16 protein-coding genes are annotated in these 15545 nt (G+C 56.5%); 6 read left to right on the top strand and 10 right to left on the bottom strand.

Annotation, left to right across the window (positions count from 1 at the left end; all coding sequences use genetic code 11):
• Window positions 1-57 precede the first annotated feature (57 nt).
• Genes fliK through fliF form a run of 6 tightly spaced genes read right to left on the bottom strand, consistent with a single transcriptional unit; the run spans window position 58 to window position 6477 of the window.
• Complete coding sequence (gene fliK / locus L384_RS02445; protein ID WP_023324905.1) at window positions 58-1272, bottom strand: flagellar hook length control protein FliK; 1215 nt, start codon at window positions 1270-1272, stop codon at window positions 58-60.
• A complete protein-coding gene (fliJ, locus tag L384_RS02450; protein WP_006811155.1) occupies window positions 1269-1712 on the bottom strand; it encodes a flagellar export protein FliJ in 444 nt (147 codons plus the stop codon). The genes fliK and fliJ overlap by 4 nt, the downstream gene beginning before the upstream one ends.
• A gap of 21 nt (window positions 1713-1733) precedes the next feature.
• Window positions 1734-3104: a flagellar protein export ATPase FliI gene (gene fliI, locus L384_RS02455; protein WP_003859604.1), complete on the bottom strand. Its 1371-nt coding sequence runs from the start codon at window positions 3102-3104 to the stop codon at window positions 1734-1736.
• Entirely contained in the window at window positions 3104-3811 is a 708-nt protein-coding gene (gene fliH / locus L384_RS02460) for a flagellar assembly protein FliH (protein ID WP_003859606.1), read from the bottom strand. The genes fliI and fliH overlap by 1 nt, the downstream gene beginning before the upstream one ends.
• Window positions 3804-4802 (bottom strand): flagellar motor switch protein FliG, encoded by a 999-nt coding sequence (fliG, locus tag L384_RS02465; RefSeq protein ID WP_003859608.1) that lies wholly within the window; start codon window positions 4800-4802, stop codon window positions 3804-3806. Before fliG ends, fliH begins: the two co-directional genes overlap by 8 nt.
• Window positions 4795-6477, bottom strand: a complete 1683-nt coding sequence (gene fliF, locus L384_RS02470) for a flagellar basal-body MS-ring/collar protein FliF (protein WP_017383346.1) — start codon at window positions 6475-6477, stop codon at window positions 4795-4797. The genes fliG and fliF overlap by 8 nt, the downstream gene beginning before the upstream one ends.
• A 228-nt stretch (window positions 6478-6705) precedes the next feature.
• Here fliF and fliE point away from each other — a divergent pair, with 228 nt between their 5' ends.
• Together fliE and yedD are read left to right on the top strand one after the other, a co-directional pair.
• Window positions 6706-7020 (top strand): flagellar hook-basal body complex protein FliE, encoded by a 315-nt coding sequence (gene fliE, locus L384_RS02475; protein ID WP_003859612.1) that lies wholly within the window; start codon window positions 6706-6708, stop codon window positions 7018-7020.
• Between the two features lie 75 nt (window positions 7021-7095).
• Window positions 7096-7509 (top strand): lipoprotein YedD, encoded by a 414-nt coding sequence (yedD, locus tag L384_RS02480; protein WP_003859613.1) that lies wholly within the window; start codon window positions 7096-7098, stop codon window positions 7507-7509.
• Between the two features lie 445 nt (window positions 7510-7954).
• Here the strand turns inward: yedD and amyA are convergent, their stop codons facing one another.
• The 4 genes from amyA to fliD all read right to left on the bottom strand — a co-directional run bounded on the left by amyA (window position 7955) and on the right by fliD (window position 11765).
• The gene (amyA, locus tag L384_RS02485) at window positions 7955-9442 is read right to left on the bottom strand and encodes an alpha-amylase (RefSeq protein ID WP_003859614.1); all 1488 of its coding nucleotides are present in this window, start codon (window positions 9440-9442) and stop codon (window positions 7955-7957) included.
• A gap of 98 nt (window positions 9443-9540) precedes the next feature.
• On the bottom strand, window positions 9541-9912 hold the full coding sequence (fliT, locus tag L384_RS02490; protein WP_003859615.1) for a flagella biosynthesis regulatory protein FliT: 372 nt from the start codon (window positions 9910-9912) through the stop codon (window positions 9541-9543).
• The gene (gene fliS, locus L384_RS02495; RefSeq protein ID WP_003859616.1) at window positions 9912-10322 is read right to left on the bottom strand and encodes a flagellar export chaperone FliS; all 411 of its coding nucleotides are present in this window, start codon (window positions 10320-10322) and stop codon (window positions 9912-9914) included. Before fliS ends, fliT begins: the two co-directional genes overlap by 1 nt.
• A 30-nt stretch (window positions 10323-10352) precedes the next feature.
• Entirely contained in the window at window positions 10353-11765 is a 1413-nt protein-coding gene (fliD, locus tag L384_RS02500) for a flagellar filament capping protein FliD (protein WP_023324904.1), read from the bottom strand.
• Between the two features lie 269 nt (window positions 11766-12034).
• Between fliD and L384_RS02505 the strand changes: the two genes are divergently transcribed.
• From L384_RS02505 to tcyJ, 4 genes are all read left to right on the top strand, one after another.
• Window positions 12035-13126 carry a FliC/FljB family flagellin gene (locus L384_RS02505; RefSeq protein WP_023324903.1) on the top strand — a complete coding sequence of 364 codons (1092 nt, stop codon included), beginning with the start codon at window positions 12035-12037 and terminating at the stop codon, window positions 13124-13126.
• A gap of 163 nt (window positions 13127-13289) precedes the next feature.
• Window positions 13290-14009 carry an RNA polymerase sigma factor FliA gene (locus L384_RS02510; RefSeq protein WP_003859623.1) on the top strand — a complete coding sequence of 240 codons (720 nt, stop codon included), beginning with the start codon at window positions 13290-13292 and terminating at the stop codon, window positions 14007-14009.
• Between the two features lie 54 nt (window positions 14010-14063).
• Window positions 14064-14615 carry a flagella biosynthesis regulatory protein FliZ gene (gene fliZ, locus L384_RS02515; RefSeq protein ID WP_015570235.1) on the top strand — a complete coding sequence of 184 codons (552 nt, stop codon included), beginning with the start codon at window positions 14064-14066 and terminating at the stop codon, window positions 14613-14615.
• A gap of 86 nt (window positions 14616-14701) precedes the next feature.
• Window positions 14702-15502, top strand: a complete 801-nt coding sequence (gene tcyJ, locus L384_RS02520; RefSeq protein WP_003859627.1) for a cystine ABC transporter substrate-binding protein — start codon at window positions 14702-14704, stop codon at window positions 15500-15502.
• Window positions 15503-15545 lie beyond the last annotated feature (43 nt).

The following is a 15545-nucleotide window of genomic DNA, read 5'->3' as shown; positions in this document are numbered from 1 at the left end:
TGTCCGGCTTAGGTCAAAGCGTGGAAAAGACGGGGATAATCACGTTACCTCTGGCGTTTAGGCAAAGATGTCTACGGCACGGCTGCCGCGCGCGGCGGATTGCAGGGCGGCAGGGGCAGGCAATAACTCTTCACTCTCATCGTTAAACCCGCCATGCTGGCCGGAACGCGAAGCGTGCTGTTGCTGCCCGGATGAGGACTGCTGCTGCCCGGTAAAGCCCTCGCTGCTGACGCTGCTTTGGGAAAGCTGAATGCCGTTTTCCGCAAGCTGCGTGCGCAGGATCGGCAGGGCCGCTTCCAGCGCCGCGCGAACGTGGCTGTGGGGCGAAACCATCTGCAACTGTGCCTGGTTGTCATCCAGCTTAAGCGAAATTTGCACCTGACCCAGATCTTCCGGGTGCAGACGCAGCTCTGCGGTCTGCTGTCCCTGTCTGGTGAACAGGGTGATGTGCTGGCTCAGATTCTGCTGCCATTCGTGCGTGCCCAGCGGCTGGCTTAACACCGGCGCTGTCGCAACGGTAGCGGCAGGCTGTGAAGGCGCCAGGTGACTGACGATCGGGGCCAGCGTCGCGGTTGGGCTGGCGGCAGGCGACGCCGCGCTCGCTACGTCCTGCTTCTCCGCGACGGCGGCGACGGCTGGCGTAACGGCTGCCGTGGCGGGCAGCGAGGTGTCGCTGTCCTGAACCGGCATTTTTTCCTGACCCGTTAACGCATGGCTAAGCGGCTGATGCTGGCCGTTATCCGTCTGGGCTAGCGCAGAGGGGAGGGCGGCACGGGGGGCGATCTCCCCGGTGCTCGCAGGCTGCGTCGCTACCGGGGTGGTGGTCTGCTGGTGCGGTAACATCGCCATCAGCGCGCTTAACCCGGCCAGCTCCTCTTCTTCAGTCGTGGTCTCGCTGTTTGTTTTCGCCTCCGGCTGGGTCAGCGCCTTCAGCGCATCCGTATTCGCGGCGGGTTTCAGGCCGGAGACGAGGCTTTGCAGGGAGACGGCGGTATCTTCATCAGTTAGAGTCTCCTGACGGGAGAGCAGTTCGGCGATTTTGGCCTGGAGCGTGGTATCACCGTTTTTTTCCTTTGCCGCTGTCGAGAGCTTGCTGCCCGCCGCTTTCAGATCCGCCAGCGTCAGCGGGGCATCTTTGCCTTTGCCAGTGGTCTCGGTCAGCGCGCCCGCCAGCAGAGAGAGAAAATCTTGCGCGCCCTCAGCGCCTTTCCCGGCAAGCGTGCCGCCGGACGGGTCGCTGTCGGTCATCAGCAGTTGTTGCAGTGTGATCATTCAGGTTTCCTCATTGATGCGCGCTGGGCAAACTCATCCATTTTTTTCTGATCCAGACGGTTTTCCGCCAGGGTCGAGGCTGCAATCTGCCGGTCCTGTAGGGTTTGCCAGGCCTGCAACCGCTGTTTTTTCTCGCGCCAGAAATTCAGCGCGGTATCGACTTTTTGCGTCCACTGGTTAAGCTGCTGGCGATGCTGCTCAATCGCCTTTTCCAGCGTCTGGATAAACTGCTGATAGTTAATCCAGCGCTGGCTACCAATGCCCTGCGTCATGTCGGTGTTAAGGTTGGTGCGATATTCATGCTGATAGTCGATTAACATCTTCAACTGTTCTTCAGCCTGCTGGCACCCGCGTCGCATTGCACCAAGCTGCAATGCGGCATCATCAACTTCTTTTTCAGCCAGATCTTTCAGCGTTGATAACGCGCTGTTCTGCGCCATGACCTTCGCCCTCCACCTGTGTTACACCTGCGGGAAAATCAGCTCCAGTGCCTGGAGGGAATCTTCCCAGTCGGCGCGTTCAAAAATACCCTGTTGCAGAAATGCCTCCAGCTGCGGCCAGAGGGCAATCGCTTTATCGAGCATCGGGTCGCTGCCTTTGGCGTACGCCCCGACGCTTACCAGATCGCGGTTGCGCTGGAAGCTGGAGAGCAGTTGTTTGAAGTTACGCACGCGGGCGTAGTGTTGCTCGGTGATCAGGGCCGTCATCGCACGGCTGATCGACGCTTCAATATCAATCGCCGGGTAGTGCCCGGCTTCGGCCAGACGGCGCGACAGCACGATATGGCCGTCGAGGATCGCGCGTGCGGAGTCGGCAATCGGGTCCTGCTGGTCATCACCTTCGGTCAGTACCGTATAGAACGCGGTGATGGAGCCGCCGCCGCTGATGCCGTTCCCCGCGCGCTCAACCAACGCCGGGAGCTTGGCGAAGACCGACGGCGGGTAGCCTTTGGTCGCGGGCGGCTCGCCGATGGCCAGTGCAATCTCACGCTGCGCCATCGCGTAGCGGGTCAGGGAGTCCATAATCAGCAGAACGTGCTGGCCCCGGTCGCGGAAATCTTCCGCAATACGCGTGGCGTAGGCGGCACCCTGCATACGCAGCAGCGGCGACACGTCCGCAGGCGCGGCGATCACCACCGAGCGGGCGCGGCCCTCCGTACCCAGAATGTTTTCGATGAAATCTTTGACTTCGCGACCACGCTCACCAATCAGCCCCACGACGATCACGTCCGCCTGGGTATAACGCGCCATCATGCCGAGCAGGACCGATTTACCCACGCCGGAGCCGGCAAACAGCCCCATACGCTGGCCGCGTCCCACCGTGAGCAGGGCGTTAATCGGCCGCACGCCGGTATCCAGTACGTGCTCGATTGGCGTGCGTTGCAGCGGGTTGAAGGGTTGGGTGATCAGCGCGCCGGTTTCGGTGGTATCAGGGGAGGGCAGGCCATCGAGCGGTTTTCCGCTTCCGTCCAGGACGCGGCCCAGCAGCGCCGGACCGAGCGGCAGCTGTTTGCCGCTTTGCAGGCCGTCACCGCTAATGTTTTTCGCGTAGACGCGGGCGCCGGGCAAAATCCCTTCCACTTCTTCAAGGGGCATCAGAAACAGGCGCTGACCGTTGAACCCGACCACTTCGCTTTCCACTTCACGCGTGTCGCCCCCGTCCTGACGCTCAATCACGCAGGTGGCGCCGAGCGGAAGTTGCAGCCCCGTGGCTTCCAGAACCAGACCGGTGGCGCGCGTCAGGCGTCCATAACGACGAACGGATGGCAGCTGCGCCATCTTCGTTTCAAAATTATCAAGCGTGTTAAGCCAGCGCGTAAGGCGAGCGGTCATCAGACGACTCCCGGTGCCGCCAGGCGGCACAGTTCCTGCCAGCGGGTCGCGACGCTGGCATCCAGATCGCCCTCATCCGCCGAGACCTTACAGCCTCCATGATGAAGTGACGGATCGCCGCGCAGCCGCCAGCCGTGCAGGCTCAGCGTCGCGCCGAGGCTCTCTTCCACGCGCTGCAAATCATCAGGATGAACGCGCAGCTGCGGTTTGCCGCTGAACAGCGGCTCCTGCTGGAGTAGCCCCTGGATCTGCTTAATCAGCGCGGCGTTATCCACTATCGGCGTCTGGCCGATCACCTGACGGGCCGCCTCCAGCGCCATCTGCATCAGGCGCGCGGCAATCACGCTGTCGAGCGCATCCAGCGTGTGCTGAAACTCGCTCACCAGCTGCTGCATGCGGGCATGTAGCGGCGCCTGCTGCTGGCGCGCCTGCTCGATGCCCTGCTCTAAACCTTTCGCCAGCCCTTCCTGATAACCCTGTGCGTGCCCGGTCTGACGGCCTTCGTTCATCCCTGCATTGAAGCCCTGTTCGTGCGCCTGCATTTGCATCTGGGCCAGCAACTGGGCGCGCTGTTCCTCTTCACTCAGCTCGGGTTCGCCCGCCCCGGCGTCGCCCTCGTCGGACGACACAACGGCAGGGGTGAACTCTGCGCTGGGAGGGGAGAGGTCGTCAGGCGTCCAGCGCTTCCACGACAGTTCATCAGACATAGGTGTCGTCTCCGCTGCCAATCACCATCTCGCCGGTTTCGGCCAGTCGACGAACAATAAGCAGGATCGCTTTCTGTTCGTTTTCCACCTGAGACAGACGCACCGGGCCACGGTTGGCCAGGTCGTCGCGCAGGATATCGGCCGCACGCTGGGACATGTTGCGCAGGAACTTCTCGCGCAGCGGCTGCTCGGCGCCTTTGAGGGCGATAAGCAGCGATTCGGAGTCCACCTCCTGGAGCAGGCGCTGGATGCTGCGGTCGTCCACTTCGACCAGGTTTTCGAACAGGAACATCTCGTCGATAATTTTCTGCGCCAGCTCGCCGTCGAACTCGCGTACCGCCGTAATAACCGCCTCTTCCTGCTGCGTTTTCATCAGGTTGATGATTTCCGCTGCCGTTCTCACGCCGCCCATTTTGCTGCGCTTGAGGTTCTGGCCGTCGAGCAGGTTGTTCAGCACTTCGGTCAGCTCCGCCAGCGCGGCTGGCTGGACGCCGCCGAAGGTGGCGATACGCAGCATCACGTCGTGGCGCAGGCGCTCGTCGAACAGCGCCAGAATATCGGCCGCCTGGCCCCGTTTGAGGTGGACCAGAATGGTGGCGATAATCTGCGGGTGCTCGTCGCGAATAAGATCGGCGGCGCTTTGCGGCTCCATAAAGTTGAGCGTTTCGATCCCACTGGCGGTGTCGCGCGTTTCGAGAATATCTTCCAGCAGGCTGGCGGCGCGCTCTTCGCCCAGCGCCTTAACCAGCACGGAGCGCAGGTATTCGTTGGCGTTGACGTTGAGGGCGGCAAACTGCTCGGCTTCCTGCTCAAACTCCGCCAGCACCTCGGTCAGCTGCTTGTTAGAGATCTGGCGCACGTTGGCCATCGCCGCGCTGAGGATCTGCACTTCTCGCTGGGAGAGGTGTTTAAACACCTCCGCCGCGCGATCTTCCCCAATGGTCATCAGCAGGATGACGCTCTTATCGGTGCCTGTAAGCGTATTACTCATGTTCGTTACCCATCCAACCGCGGATGACCAGCGCGACGACGCGCGGATCGTTATCTGACATTTCGCGAATGCGCTGGCTCATCACCTCTGCGCCCATGCGCTGGTTAGCACGACGCTGCTGCATCTGTTCATCTTTGCTGAGACGAACTTCAACCGCTTCTTCCTCGTCCGGACGCGCGTTCTTCTGTTCCAGCGCGGCTTTCTCGGCTTCAGCACGACGCTGTAGCTGAGGACGAACGCCCTTACGCCACAGCAGCCACGCGACAATCAGCACCAGCAGCCAGCGGCCTGCGGACATCAGCTGATCGAAGAACGCCTGCTGTTGCCAGAACGGCAGTTCGCCACCGGTCTCATCCACCGGGTTGAACGGTGAGTTCACAACGTTGAGGGTATCGCCACGTTTTTCAGAGAAGCCCATCGCTTCGCGGGTCAAATCTTCGATCTGCTTCATCTGCTCCGCCGTGAGCGGCAGCGGTTTACCGTCCGGCAGCGTTTTGTAGTTCACCACCACGGCAACAGAGAGACGCTGAATATCGCCCGTGTTCAGTTTGGTATGGCGGATGGTCCGGTCGACTTCGTAGTTGGTCGTTTCGTTACGGCTGCTGTTACGCGGGCCGGTACTGTTCGCGGTCGAGGTCGTCTGCTGATTCGTTTGCTGACCGTTCTGCGGGTTTGCCGGCGGGGTGGAGATTGGCGCGGCGTTGGCAGGCGCAGGCTGGTTAGAGAGCGCGCCCGGCACACCGCCAGGATACTGGCCGCCGACCTGTTCCGTCTCATTGATCTGACGCGAGCGTAACACGGCGCGGGAGGCATCCCCGTTCGGAGCGTACTGCTCTTCGGTCTGTTCTTTATTCGAGAAATCAATCTGCGCGGTGACCTGCGCGTGCACATTGCTGCTGCCGACCACCGGGCCCAGAATCGCTTCAATGCGACGCTGAAGACGGCCTTCCACGTCGGCGGCGTATTTCAGCTGGGCGTCGTTGAGATCGCGCCCGGCGGTGTTGGACTGCGTCAGCAGATGACCGCTCTGATCCACCAGCGTGACGTTACCTGGCGGCAGACCGGCCACCGCGCTGGAGACCAGGTGCGTGACGGCGCTGATCTGCCCTTCATCCAGCGCACGGCCAGGTTCGAGGTTAACGGTCACAGAGGCAGAAGGGGACTTTTGTTCGCGGACAAACAGGGACGGCTTAGGCATCGCCAGGTGCACACGGGCACTTTTCACCGGGCCTAAGGTTTCAATCGTACGGGCCAGCTCACCTTCCAGCGCGCGCTGGTAGTTAACCTGCTCGCTGAACTGACTGATGCCGAATTTTTCCTGATCCAGCAGCTCAAACCCAACCGCGCCGCCTTTCGGCAGCCCCTGCTGGGCGAGACGCAGGCGAAGCTCGTGCACTTTATCTGCCGGTACTTCAAGTGCACCGCCGTTATCGGCAAAGCGATACGGGATGTTCATCTGGGTCAACTGGGTGACGATGGCACCGCCATCCTGGTCGGAAAGGTTGCTGTAGAGCGTGCGGTAATCGGGGCTTTTTGCCCATAAGACCATCGCGACAACGATCGCAATGGCGGCAGCGCCTGCCACAATCAACGGGATCTTAGGGTTGGCGCGAAGGCGGTTCATCCACTCGAGTGATTTATTCTGTGGCGCTGTCGATGCTGCTGTCGCACTCATTGCGCACCTCTTAAATCCTGGTGGTTTACGTTATTCGTGTAGAGAAACAAAACTGACTCCCGGGTCGGCAAACACGACAAAAGTTCCATACTGATGGCCCTGCCATTATTTGATGATTCGGGATTTTCTATGCGTCAAATAACCTGGTTTTTTAACGCTATTTACCGCCATTATCTTATTGACAAGCTGTTAGTCTTGACCTCGTAAAAAACCATCCAGGGGAGAGTCATGGCTATACAGGGCATTGAAGGGGTACTCAGTCAGTTACAGGCAACGGCGATGACCGCCCGTAATCAGAGCGTGGCTGACCAGCCGCCGGGCGTCAGTTTCGCCGGTCAACTGCATGCGGCGCTGGACCGGATCAGCGACAAGCAAAACGCGGCCCGTACCCAGGCTGAGAGATTTACCCTTGGCGAACCCGGCGTGGCGCTCAACGATGTGATGGCCGATCTGCAAAAAGCGTCGGTGTCATTGCAGATGGGGTTGCAGGTGCGTAACAAGCTGGTGTCGGCATACCAGGAAGTGATGGGCATGCAGGTTTAATCAATACCTATCTTACGCTGGCAGCCTGATGGCTTTAATGCCACAATATTTTTTTCTTCGCATGCAGGAAAGATGATGAAAAAAGTAGCAATTGTGGCTGCGATGCTGACGTTAGCGGGATGTGTTCAGGTAGATAACTATCAGGAAGTGATTAAGCACCCGGTACCTTCGCAACTGGCAGGTTACTGGCAGTCGAAAGGGCCGCAGAGCGCGATGGTGAGCCCGGAAGCGATCGCCACGCTGGTGGTGACGCCAGAAGGGGATACGCTGGATTGCCGTCAGTGGCAGCGCGTTATCGCGGTGCCGGGTAAGATCATGCTGCGTTCAGATGATTATTATAACGTGACGCGTAAGCTGGATGTCTATCCGCTGGAGCGTGATGGGGCGGCGCTGGAGTATGACGGTATGGAACTGTACAAGGTTGACCGTCCAACGGTGGAATGCGCAGATTACCTGAGTAAGAATCCGCTGGAGAGTAAGCTTCCGTAACTTTTAACCCGAAGCAAAAAACTTGTTTGAGAACGACTGAAGGCTTTCAGCGATGCTCTGGTCCGGCTGTAAATCGCTGAGGCGTTTCCTGTAGGCCGGGGCGAGGCGCAGGGATGCGCCGAGAGGGCGGGCTTTACAGGGATGTTACCTCCGCCCGTCCCCGATAAGCCGGAAGGAATAAGCCGAAGGCACCGCGAAGCGGCGATTTTCCGCCGGAAGCCCGGGTCGCCAGGGTGGTGGCGACTGAGCCACCCTGGCACGTTCACCGGTTATGTTGTGACAGAGTAGCAAGGAACATAACGTGAACGGAATGACCACCAGAGCCGTATGTTCCCCCTCACCCCAGCCCTCTCCCTCAAGGGAGAGGGGGCCGTCTGTGCAGACATTATTTTGTGAGGATGGCGTACGCTTCGGGAGCGGGTCCGCAGACCGCACTGTTCCAGCCCTACAGCGCGTCCTCAATCACCCAGACGCTGACGCTTCCCCCGTTACAGAAGAACGTCCCTTCGCCATCCGCCGCCGTGGTCACGGTTTCCTCGCGGTTGCCTAAAAAATCACGCCAGGTCTTATTGCCGTAATTTTCCCCGAGGCAGATCGTCTTCTCGCCGTCATCACCATTCGACAGCACCACCACACAGCCCGGGTGCTCCTCAGTCCCGCTGCGGCTGAACGCAATGCAGTTTGGATGATCGAAAAACAGCGTCTGCACGCCGTGGGCAAAACGCTGCCGGGCGAGGATAAGCTCGTGGAGTTGTTCAATCACCGGCATATCGATGTGATACGTCTCGCCATCCCCGCCGGTGTCGTCATAGCTGGCGCCAAAAAGATCCGGGTAGAACACGCTCGGCACGCCGTTTTCACGCAGCAGGATGAGCGCGTAGGCCAGCGGTTTGAACCAGGCTTCAACCGGGGCTTCCAGCGCCTGCAAGGGTTGGGTGTCGTGGTTGGCAACCAGCGTCACGGCATGGAACGGATCGGCTTCCACCAGCGTACCGGTGAAAATCTGGCTCATATCGTAGTCGCGTCCCTGGCGTGAGGCTTCGTGAAATTTCATTTGCAGTGGCGCATCAAACAGCATGGTTTTGCCGTCCACCTGATTGATGTAGTGCTGCAATTTATCCACTTCGTGTGACCAGTATTCCGCCACGATAAACAGCGGCTGCGGGGCCACCTCCTGGACGTGCTCAATCCACTCTTTATAGAACCAGGCCGGGATGTGTTTTACCGCGTCAAGGCGGAAGCCGTCGCAGTGGGTTTGCTCCATCACCCAGCGCGCCCAGTATTTGATCTCCTCCGTCACCGCGTGGTTGCGAAAATCAATATTTTCACCCATCAGGTAATCGAAATTGCCCATCTCGTCGTCGACCTGATCGTTCCAGCCTTCGCCAGTGTAGTCGTTCACGATTTTGAAGATACCGTCCTCATTGGGGTTTTCAATGTGGTCGATACCGCTAAAGCATTTGTAATCCCAGATGAACTGCGAATACTGGCCGGCCCGAACGGGAAAGGTGTAGCGCGTCCAGGCTTCGCATTCGATGATCTCATCGCTGATTTGGGTGCGATCCTGCGCATCCACGCGCTGCACGCGGACGGGTTCCTTCTCATCGGCCCCCATTTTGTGGTTGACCACCACGTCCAGAAGCACCGCAATCTGGTTACTTTTTAAGGCGTTGATGGCCTCCAGCAACTGGGCTTTATCGCCGTATTTGGTGGCGACGCTGCCTTTCTGGTCAAACTCACCGAGGTCGAAAAGGTCATAAGAGTCATACCCGACGGAATAGCCGCCGGATGCCCCTTTGTAGGCCGGCGGTAACCAGACCATATTGATGCCGATTTCGTTCAGATTGGGGGCTAATGCCGTGACTTCTCGCCACAGTTCACCGCCGGTGGGGTAGTACCAGTGAAAACATTGTAAAAGTGTTGGGTTGCGCATGCACCATCTCCATGAGGTCGCGAAACTCAAGTATGGAGCAGGTTTGGCAGAAATGCCTGGCGAACGAAACGGTTAACGTTTGCCCGCCAGTTAAATGGCTAATTGATATCGCTATTACTTTGCGGAACCAGGACATGACCGCCCTGGTTACCGTAGGTGGAGAGAACGGTTTTCTGGATGGAAGATTGCCCGACCAGCTTCGCCAGCTCATCCATTCTGGCTTGCAGCAACGTTTTTACCTGGCCTTCGTTGTCCAGGATCACCCGCAGCGTCGGGCGAAGCTGCTCCTGAATCTGCGTCGAAGGTTCACTTTCCTGAGTGAGACGAGCCAGTGAGTGCACCGCATTAACATAGTCGGTTTCACAGATGATCAGATCATCCCATAGTCCCTGCCGGGCCAGTCGCAACATCAACTGGCTCTGCTCAAGGAGTTGCTGATAAAGGGCATAAAGTTGCGGTGCGTTACTCATTAGACGGCGTCCTGCATCAGTTGTGGCGTACCGGCAACCTCCTTCCACCCGTCAGCGATATTGCGCAGCAGGTTTTCCACCTCTTCGATGGCGCTGGCGTCGTTATTCACGTTGGCGTGCAGGAGGCGACGTACCATATAGGCATAAAGGGCAATCAGGTTTTGCGTAAGCTCATCCCCATTATTTTCCACCAGGCCAACCTTCAGCCCGTTTTCGATAATGTTGATGGCTTTTGAGAGCGCCAGCCCTTTTGCCGGGATATTACCGTCTGCCAGGAACAGACGCGCGCGTACCAGCGCGCTGAGGGCTCCATCAAATAGCATGATAACCAGCTGCTGCTGGCTGGCGCTCATCACCGCGCTTTCAACTTCTATCTTTGCGTAGGCTTGCGTGCCTTTTGCGCCGTACATGTTATCCCCCTCGGGTCTGATTAGCGTTTACTACTTGTTGCTGGACGTATTTTCGAACTGCTGCGTCAGGTAGCTGCTGGTGTTGTTCAGCGAGGTCATCAGTACGTCCAGTTGGGTAAACTGGGCTTTGTACTGTGCCACTCTTGCGTCAATACGTTCGCTTACTGAGTTATATTGATCCGTCAGCTTGTTCAGCGTTTTGCTTACGCCATCTTTGGCAGCCTGAATAATCCCTTTACTGGAAAGCCAGTCAGTCAGATGGGTGGCCATGGTGGTGGTGATCCCGGTGGTTTTACCGTCACCCACAACCAAATCTTTCACGGCAGCCGGGTTCTCCGTCAGCGCTTTTTTCAGCTTGTCGCTATCCAGCTCCAGCTTGCCCGTGCTTGGATCGGAAGTAATACCGACCTGAGACAGCGTTTTATAGGCGGTTCCGCCGACGGAGTTGCCCAGCATGGTTTTCAGCTGCGTCTGGATAGTACGCAGCGTACTGTCTCCGAGCAGGGCGCCGTTGCTGGAGTCCTGCGCATCTGTACCCGCATCAACCGCCGTATATTTGGTTAACGATGCAAAGCTGTCCTGGAGGGTGTTGTAGGCATCCACCCAGGCTTTCATCGCCGTTTCCGCTTTCGACGTATCTTTAGCGATCGTCAGCGTCTGGTTACCGGTGGTGACATCGTTCAGGTTCAGGGTGATATCTTCCAGCGCATCGCTGATGGTGTTGCTGCTGTTTTCGATATCGACGTTATTCACCTTCAGCTTCGCGTTCTGCGCGGTGACGCTTTCCGTCATGCCGTTGCTGGCGTCGGTGCTGGTGCCGTTGTAACCCATAAAGGATTGCAGGGCGCTGTCGCCGCTCACGCTGATGCTGACCGCGTTGTCCGCCCCGGTTTCGGTGGAGGTGATGGACAGACGATACTGACCATTACCGACGTTAATAATACTGGCGGTCACGCCGGCGTCAGCTTTGTTAATCGCATCGCGAATGCCGGTCAGCGAGGAGTTTGCCGCGCTGATATCGACGGTCACCGGATCTTTACCGTTACCGGCGGTAAAGGTGATCTTGCTGTCAGCCGTGGCAATGGCCGTTTTGGTATCCGGCTGCGCGTTTTTGGTCGTCAGGGTTTGCGCCTGCGCCAGCTGCGACACGCTGATGGTGTATTTACCGGCAATCGCGCTGCCGGTAGTGGTGGCGCTGAATGCCGTGGAGCTGCTCGACGTGCTGGTCGCCGTAAACAGGTCGGCTTTATTCAGCGCGGTGTTGGCAGTCTGAAAGGCTTCCAGTGAACTCTTCAACGTGCCGTAAGCGCTCAGCTTGGCGGTATAAGATGACTGTTGTTTGGAAATCGGCGTCAGCTGCTCTTTTTCGGCCTTGGTCAGACTATCCAGAATGTCTGCTAACTTAAGACCCGATCCAATCCCCAATGATGAAATACTTGCCATATTTATTCCTTAATCTATCGACACGTAGAACGAATAGTGGGGTTATCGGCTTTTATGGGGGAAAGTTTACGGTTAATTTCTTTTTTTTAATGGCGGGAATAACGGTAATAGAGAAGAGCTTTTCCGTGGCTAAAAAAATTAACGCGATCCTGAAAAAAAATCTAAAGGTTGGTTTGGACCAGACGATAACACTTTTGACGGCGATGAAGCCGAAGGGTGGAAACCCAAATCTAACCAAACAGATTTGATGAACAACAGGAATCGAAATCATGGCACAAGTCATTAATACCAACAGCCTCTCGCTGATCACTCAGAACAACATCAACAAGAACCAGTCCGCTCTGTCTTCTTCTATCGAGCGTCTGTCTTCTGGTCTGCGTATCAACAGCGCGAAAGATGACGCTGCGGGCCAGGCAATCTCTAACCGCTTCACCTCTAACATCAAAGGTCTGACTCAGGCTGCACGTAACGCTAACGACGGTATCTCTCTGGCGCAGACCACTGAAGGCGCACTGTCTGAAATCAACAACAACCTTCAGCGTGTTCGTGAACTGACCGTTCAGGCAACGACCGGTACTAACTCTGATTCTGACCTGTCTTCAATCCAGGATGAAATTAAATCCCGCCTGGAAGAGATCGACCGTGTTTCCAAGCAGACTCAGTTCAACGGCGTGAATGTGCTGTCTAAAACCGGGGAAATGAAAATTCAGGTTGGTGCGAATGATGGCGAGACTATCTCAATTAACTTAAGAGAAATCAATTCAACTAAACTGGGCCTCAATGACTTCAACGTAACCAGTGGTTTCACTGCGGTTGGCTCGAATGTAACAGGTAAAGATGGTACTGATGACGTAACAGTTGCTAGCGCAGACATTAAAGATGCTTCTGGCAACGCTGTCGACTTGTATACTTATGAAGATAAAAACGGTGATACTCAGTACGCAACTAAGGATGCAGATGGTAACTACACTAAGGCAACCGTTGCATTCACTAAAGGTGATGCCACTGCCTCACCAGCTACTGTAGACAAAGCTGTAGTAACGACCACTACTAATGCTGTGAATGATAATTCTGTCATTAAAACAGCCAGCCCTCTGGCCGCGCTGGACTCTGCAATCGCATCAGTAGACGAATTCCGTTCTTCTCTGGGTGCGGTACAGAACCGTCTGAGCTCTGCGGTAACCAACCTGAACAACACCACCACCAACCTGTCTGAAGCGCAGTCCCGTATTCAGGACGCCGACTATGCGACCGAAGTGTCAAATATGTCTAAAGCGCAGATCATCCAGCAGGCCGGTAACTCCGTGCTGTCCAAAGCTAACCAGGTTCCTCAGCAGGTTCTGTCTCTGCTGCAAGGCTAATCACCTGATTAAGCTAAAACCCCGCTTCGGCGGGGTTTTTTCTATCCACGCACAAGCGTAACCCCCCAAATAACCCCTCATTTCACCCACTATTCACCCGATTAAAACCCCTCCAGAATCGGATAATCATGCCGATAACTCAACTAACGCAGGGCTGTTTATCGTGAATTCACTCTATACCGCTGAAGGTGTAATGGATAAACACTCGCTGTGGCAGCGTTATGTTCCGCTGGTGCGTCACGAAGCATTGCGCCTCCAGGTGCGTTTGCCGGCGAGCGTGGAACTGGACGATCTGCTACAGGCGGGCGGTATCGGGTTATTGAATGCAGTTGACCGGTACGACGCTCTGCAAGGAACGGCATTTACGACTTACGCAGTGCAGCGTATTCGTGGTGCGATGCTGGACGAGCTGCGCAGCCGCGACTGGGTGCCGCGCAGCGTTCGCCGCAACGCGCGCGAAGTGGCGCATGCGATGGGGCAGCTGGAACAGGAACTGGGGCGCAACGCGACGGAAACCGAAGTGGCGGAACGTCTGGGCATTCCTGTTGAAGAATATCGTCAGATGTTGCTCGATACCAATAACAGCCAACTCTTCTCTTATGATGAGTGGCGCGAAGAGCATGGCGATAGCATCGAGCTGGTGACGGATGAACATCAGCAAGAAAACCCGTTACACCACTTACTGGAAGGGAATTTACGCCAGCGCGTGATGGAAGCGATTGAAGCTTTACCGGAACGTGAGCAACTGGTGTTAACCCTCTATTACCAGGAAGAGCTCAATCTCAAAGAGATTGGTGCCGTGCTGGAGGTGGGCGAGTCACGGGTGAGCCAGCTGCACAGCCAGGCCATTAAACGCCTGCGCACCAAACTGGGTAAGTTATAGGTGAGTCATTCGCCTTGGAAATGCCGCACAACGTATTGACAACCAGGAGTTATCATGACGGTGCAGCAATCTAAAAGACGGCCTTTAAGCCGCTACCTGAAAGACTTTAAACACAGCCAGACGCATTGCGCCCACTGTAAAAAATTACTCGACCGCATCACGCTGGTTCGTCGCGGTGAAATCGTGAATAAGATTGCGATTTCCCGCCTCGACACGCTGATGGATGAAGCCGCCTGGCTTGAAGAGCAAAAAGAGTGGGTAGCGCTTTGCCGTTTCTGTGGCGATCTCCATTGCAAAGAGCAAAGCGACTTCTTCGATATTATCGGCTTCAAGCAGTTCCTGTTTGAACAAACCGAGATGAGTCACGGCACCGTGCGTGAATACGTGGTTCGCCTGCGCCGCCTGGGTCAGCATTTGACCATGCAAAATATCTCCCGCGATCTGCTGACGACCGGATACCTGGATGAAAATCTGGAGCCCTGGCTGCCAGCCACCAGTACCAACAATTACCGCATCGCGCTGCGAAAGTATGCACAATATAAAGTCCAGATGCCGGGCGTCATAAAGCAGAAAGTCCGCGCCGGAACAACTTCTGATATATATTAAAAAAGAATAAGATGTAGCGCAGCCGCCTTTGACGTTGCAGGCGATTTCTCTACACTACTCAAAAATTCCACTGTATCGGAGTACTTATGAAATTAGCACTTCTGGGTCGTCAGGCGCTGATGGGGATGATGGCCGTTGCGCTGGTCGCGGGGATGAGCGTGAAAACGTTCGCGGCAGAGAATCTGCTCAACAAAGTTAAAGAGCGCGGCACGCTGCTGGTTGGGCTGGAAGGAACATATCCTCCGTTCAGCTTCCAGGGTGACGACGGTAAACTGACCGGTTTTGAAGTGGAGTTTGCGCAGGAGCTGGCAAAACACCTCGGCGTTAAAGCCTCCCTGAAACCCACCAAATGGGATGGGATGCTGGCGTCACTGGATTCCAAACGTATTGACGTGGTGATTAACCAGGTAACCATTTCTGACGAACGTAAGAAGAAGTATGACTTCTCCACGCCGTACACCGTGTCCGGTATTCAGGCGCTGGTGAAGAAAGGTAACGAAGGCAGCATCAAGTCCGCAGCGGATCTGAAAGGTAAGAAAGTCGGCGTCGGTCTGGGCACCAACTACGAAGAGTGGCTGCGCCAGAACGTGCAGGGCGTGGACATCCGTACCTACGATGATGACCCGACGAAATACCAGGATCTGCGCGTAGGCCGTATCGACGCCATTCTGGTGGACCGCCTGGCAGCGCTGGATCTGGTGAAGAAAACCAACAATACCCTGGCTGTCGCGGGTGATGCGTTCTCCCGTCAGGAGTCCGGCGTGGCGGTGCGTAAGGGTAACGAGGATCTGCTGAAAGCCATCGATGGCGCCATTGCTGAGATGCAGAAAGACGGTAGCCTGAAGGCGCTTTCTGAGAAGTGGTTCGGCGCAGACGTGACGAAATAAATCTCTGACTGACAAAAAAAGGCGCTTTTAAAAGCGCCTTTTT

Source organism: Enterobacter sp. MGH 38 (assembly GCF_000492855.1).
Taxonomy (GTDB): Bacteria; Pseudomonadota; Gammaproteobacteria; order Enterobacterales; family Enterobacteriaceae; genus Enterobacter; species Enterobacter hormaechei_C.
Note: the sequence above shows the minus strand (reverse complement) of the source record. Positions and strands in the feature narration are given on the sequence as shown.

What these genes read in the sequence shown, in the direction of transcription:
- L384_RS02505 (WP_023324903.1), top strand. Translation starts at nt 12,035, where the DNA reads ATGGCACAAGTCATTAATACCAACAGCCTCTCGCTGATCACTCAGAAC.
- yedD (WP_003859613.1), top strand. Translation starts at nt 7,096, where the DNA reads ATGAAAAAAGTAGCAATTGTGGCTGCGATGCTGACGTTAGCGGGATGT.
- fliT (WP_003859615.1), bottom strand. Translation starts at nt 9,912, where the DNA reads ATGAGTAACGCACCGCAACTTTATGCCCTTTATCAGCAACTCCTTGAG.
- fliS (WP_003859616.1), bottom strand. Translation starts at nt 10,322, where the DNA reads ATGTACGGCGCAAAAGGCACGCAAGCCTACGCAAAGATAGAAGTTGAA.
- tcyJ (WP_003859627.1), top strand. Translation starts at nt 14,702, where the DNA reads ATGAAATTAGCACTTCTGGGTCGTCAGGCGCTGATGGGGATGATGGCC.
- fliE (WP_003859612.1), top strand. Translation starts at nt 6,706, where the DNA reads ATGGCTATACAGGGCATTGAAGGGGTACTCAGTCAGTTACAGGCAACG.
- fliI (WP_003859604.1), bottom strand. Translation starts at nt 3,104, where the DNA reads ATGACCGCTCGCCTTACGCGCTGGCTTAACACGCTTGATAATTTTGAA.
- fliG (WP_003859608.1), bottom strand. Translation starts at nt 4,802, where the DNA reads ATGAGTAATACGCTTACAGGCACCGATAAGAGCGTCATCCTGCTGATG.
- fliK (WP_023324905.1), bottom strand. Translation starts at nt 1,272, where the DNA reads ATGATCACACTGCAACAACTGCTGATGACCGACAGCGACCCGTCCGGC.
- fliF (WP_017383346.1), bottom strand. Translation starts at nt 6,477, where the DNA reads ATGAGTGCGACAGCAGCATCGACAGCGCCACAGAATAAATCACTCGAG.
- fliZ (WP_015570235.1), top strand. Translation starts at nt 14,064, where the DNA reads ATGACGGTGCAGCAATCTAAAAGACGGCCTTTAAGCCGCTACCTGAAA.
- fliH (WP_003859606.1), bottom strand. Translation starts at nt 3,811, where the DNA reads ATGTCTGATGAACTGTCGTGGAAGCGCTGGACGCCTGACGACCTCTCC.
- fliJ (WP_006811155.1), bottom strand. Translation starts at nt 1,712, where the DNA reads ATGGCGCAGAACAGCGCGTTATCAACGCTGAAAGATCTGGCTGAAAAA.
- amyA (WP_003859614.1), bottom strand. Translation starts at nt 9,442, where the DNA reads ATGCGCAACCCAACACTTTTACAATGTTTTCACTGGTACTACCCCACC.
- fliD (WP_023324904.1), bottom strand. Translation starts at nt 11,765, where the DNA reads ATGGCAAGTATTTCATCATTGGGGATTGGATCGGGTCTTAAGTTAGCA.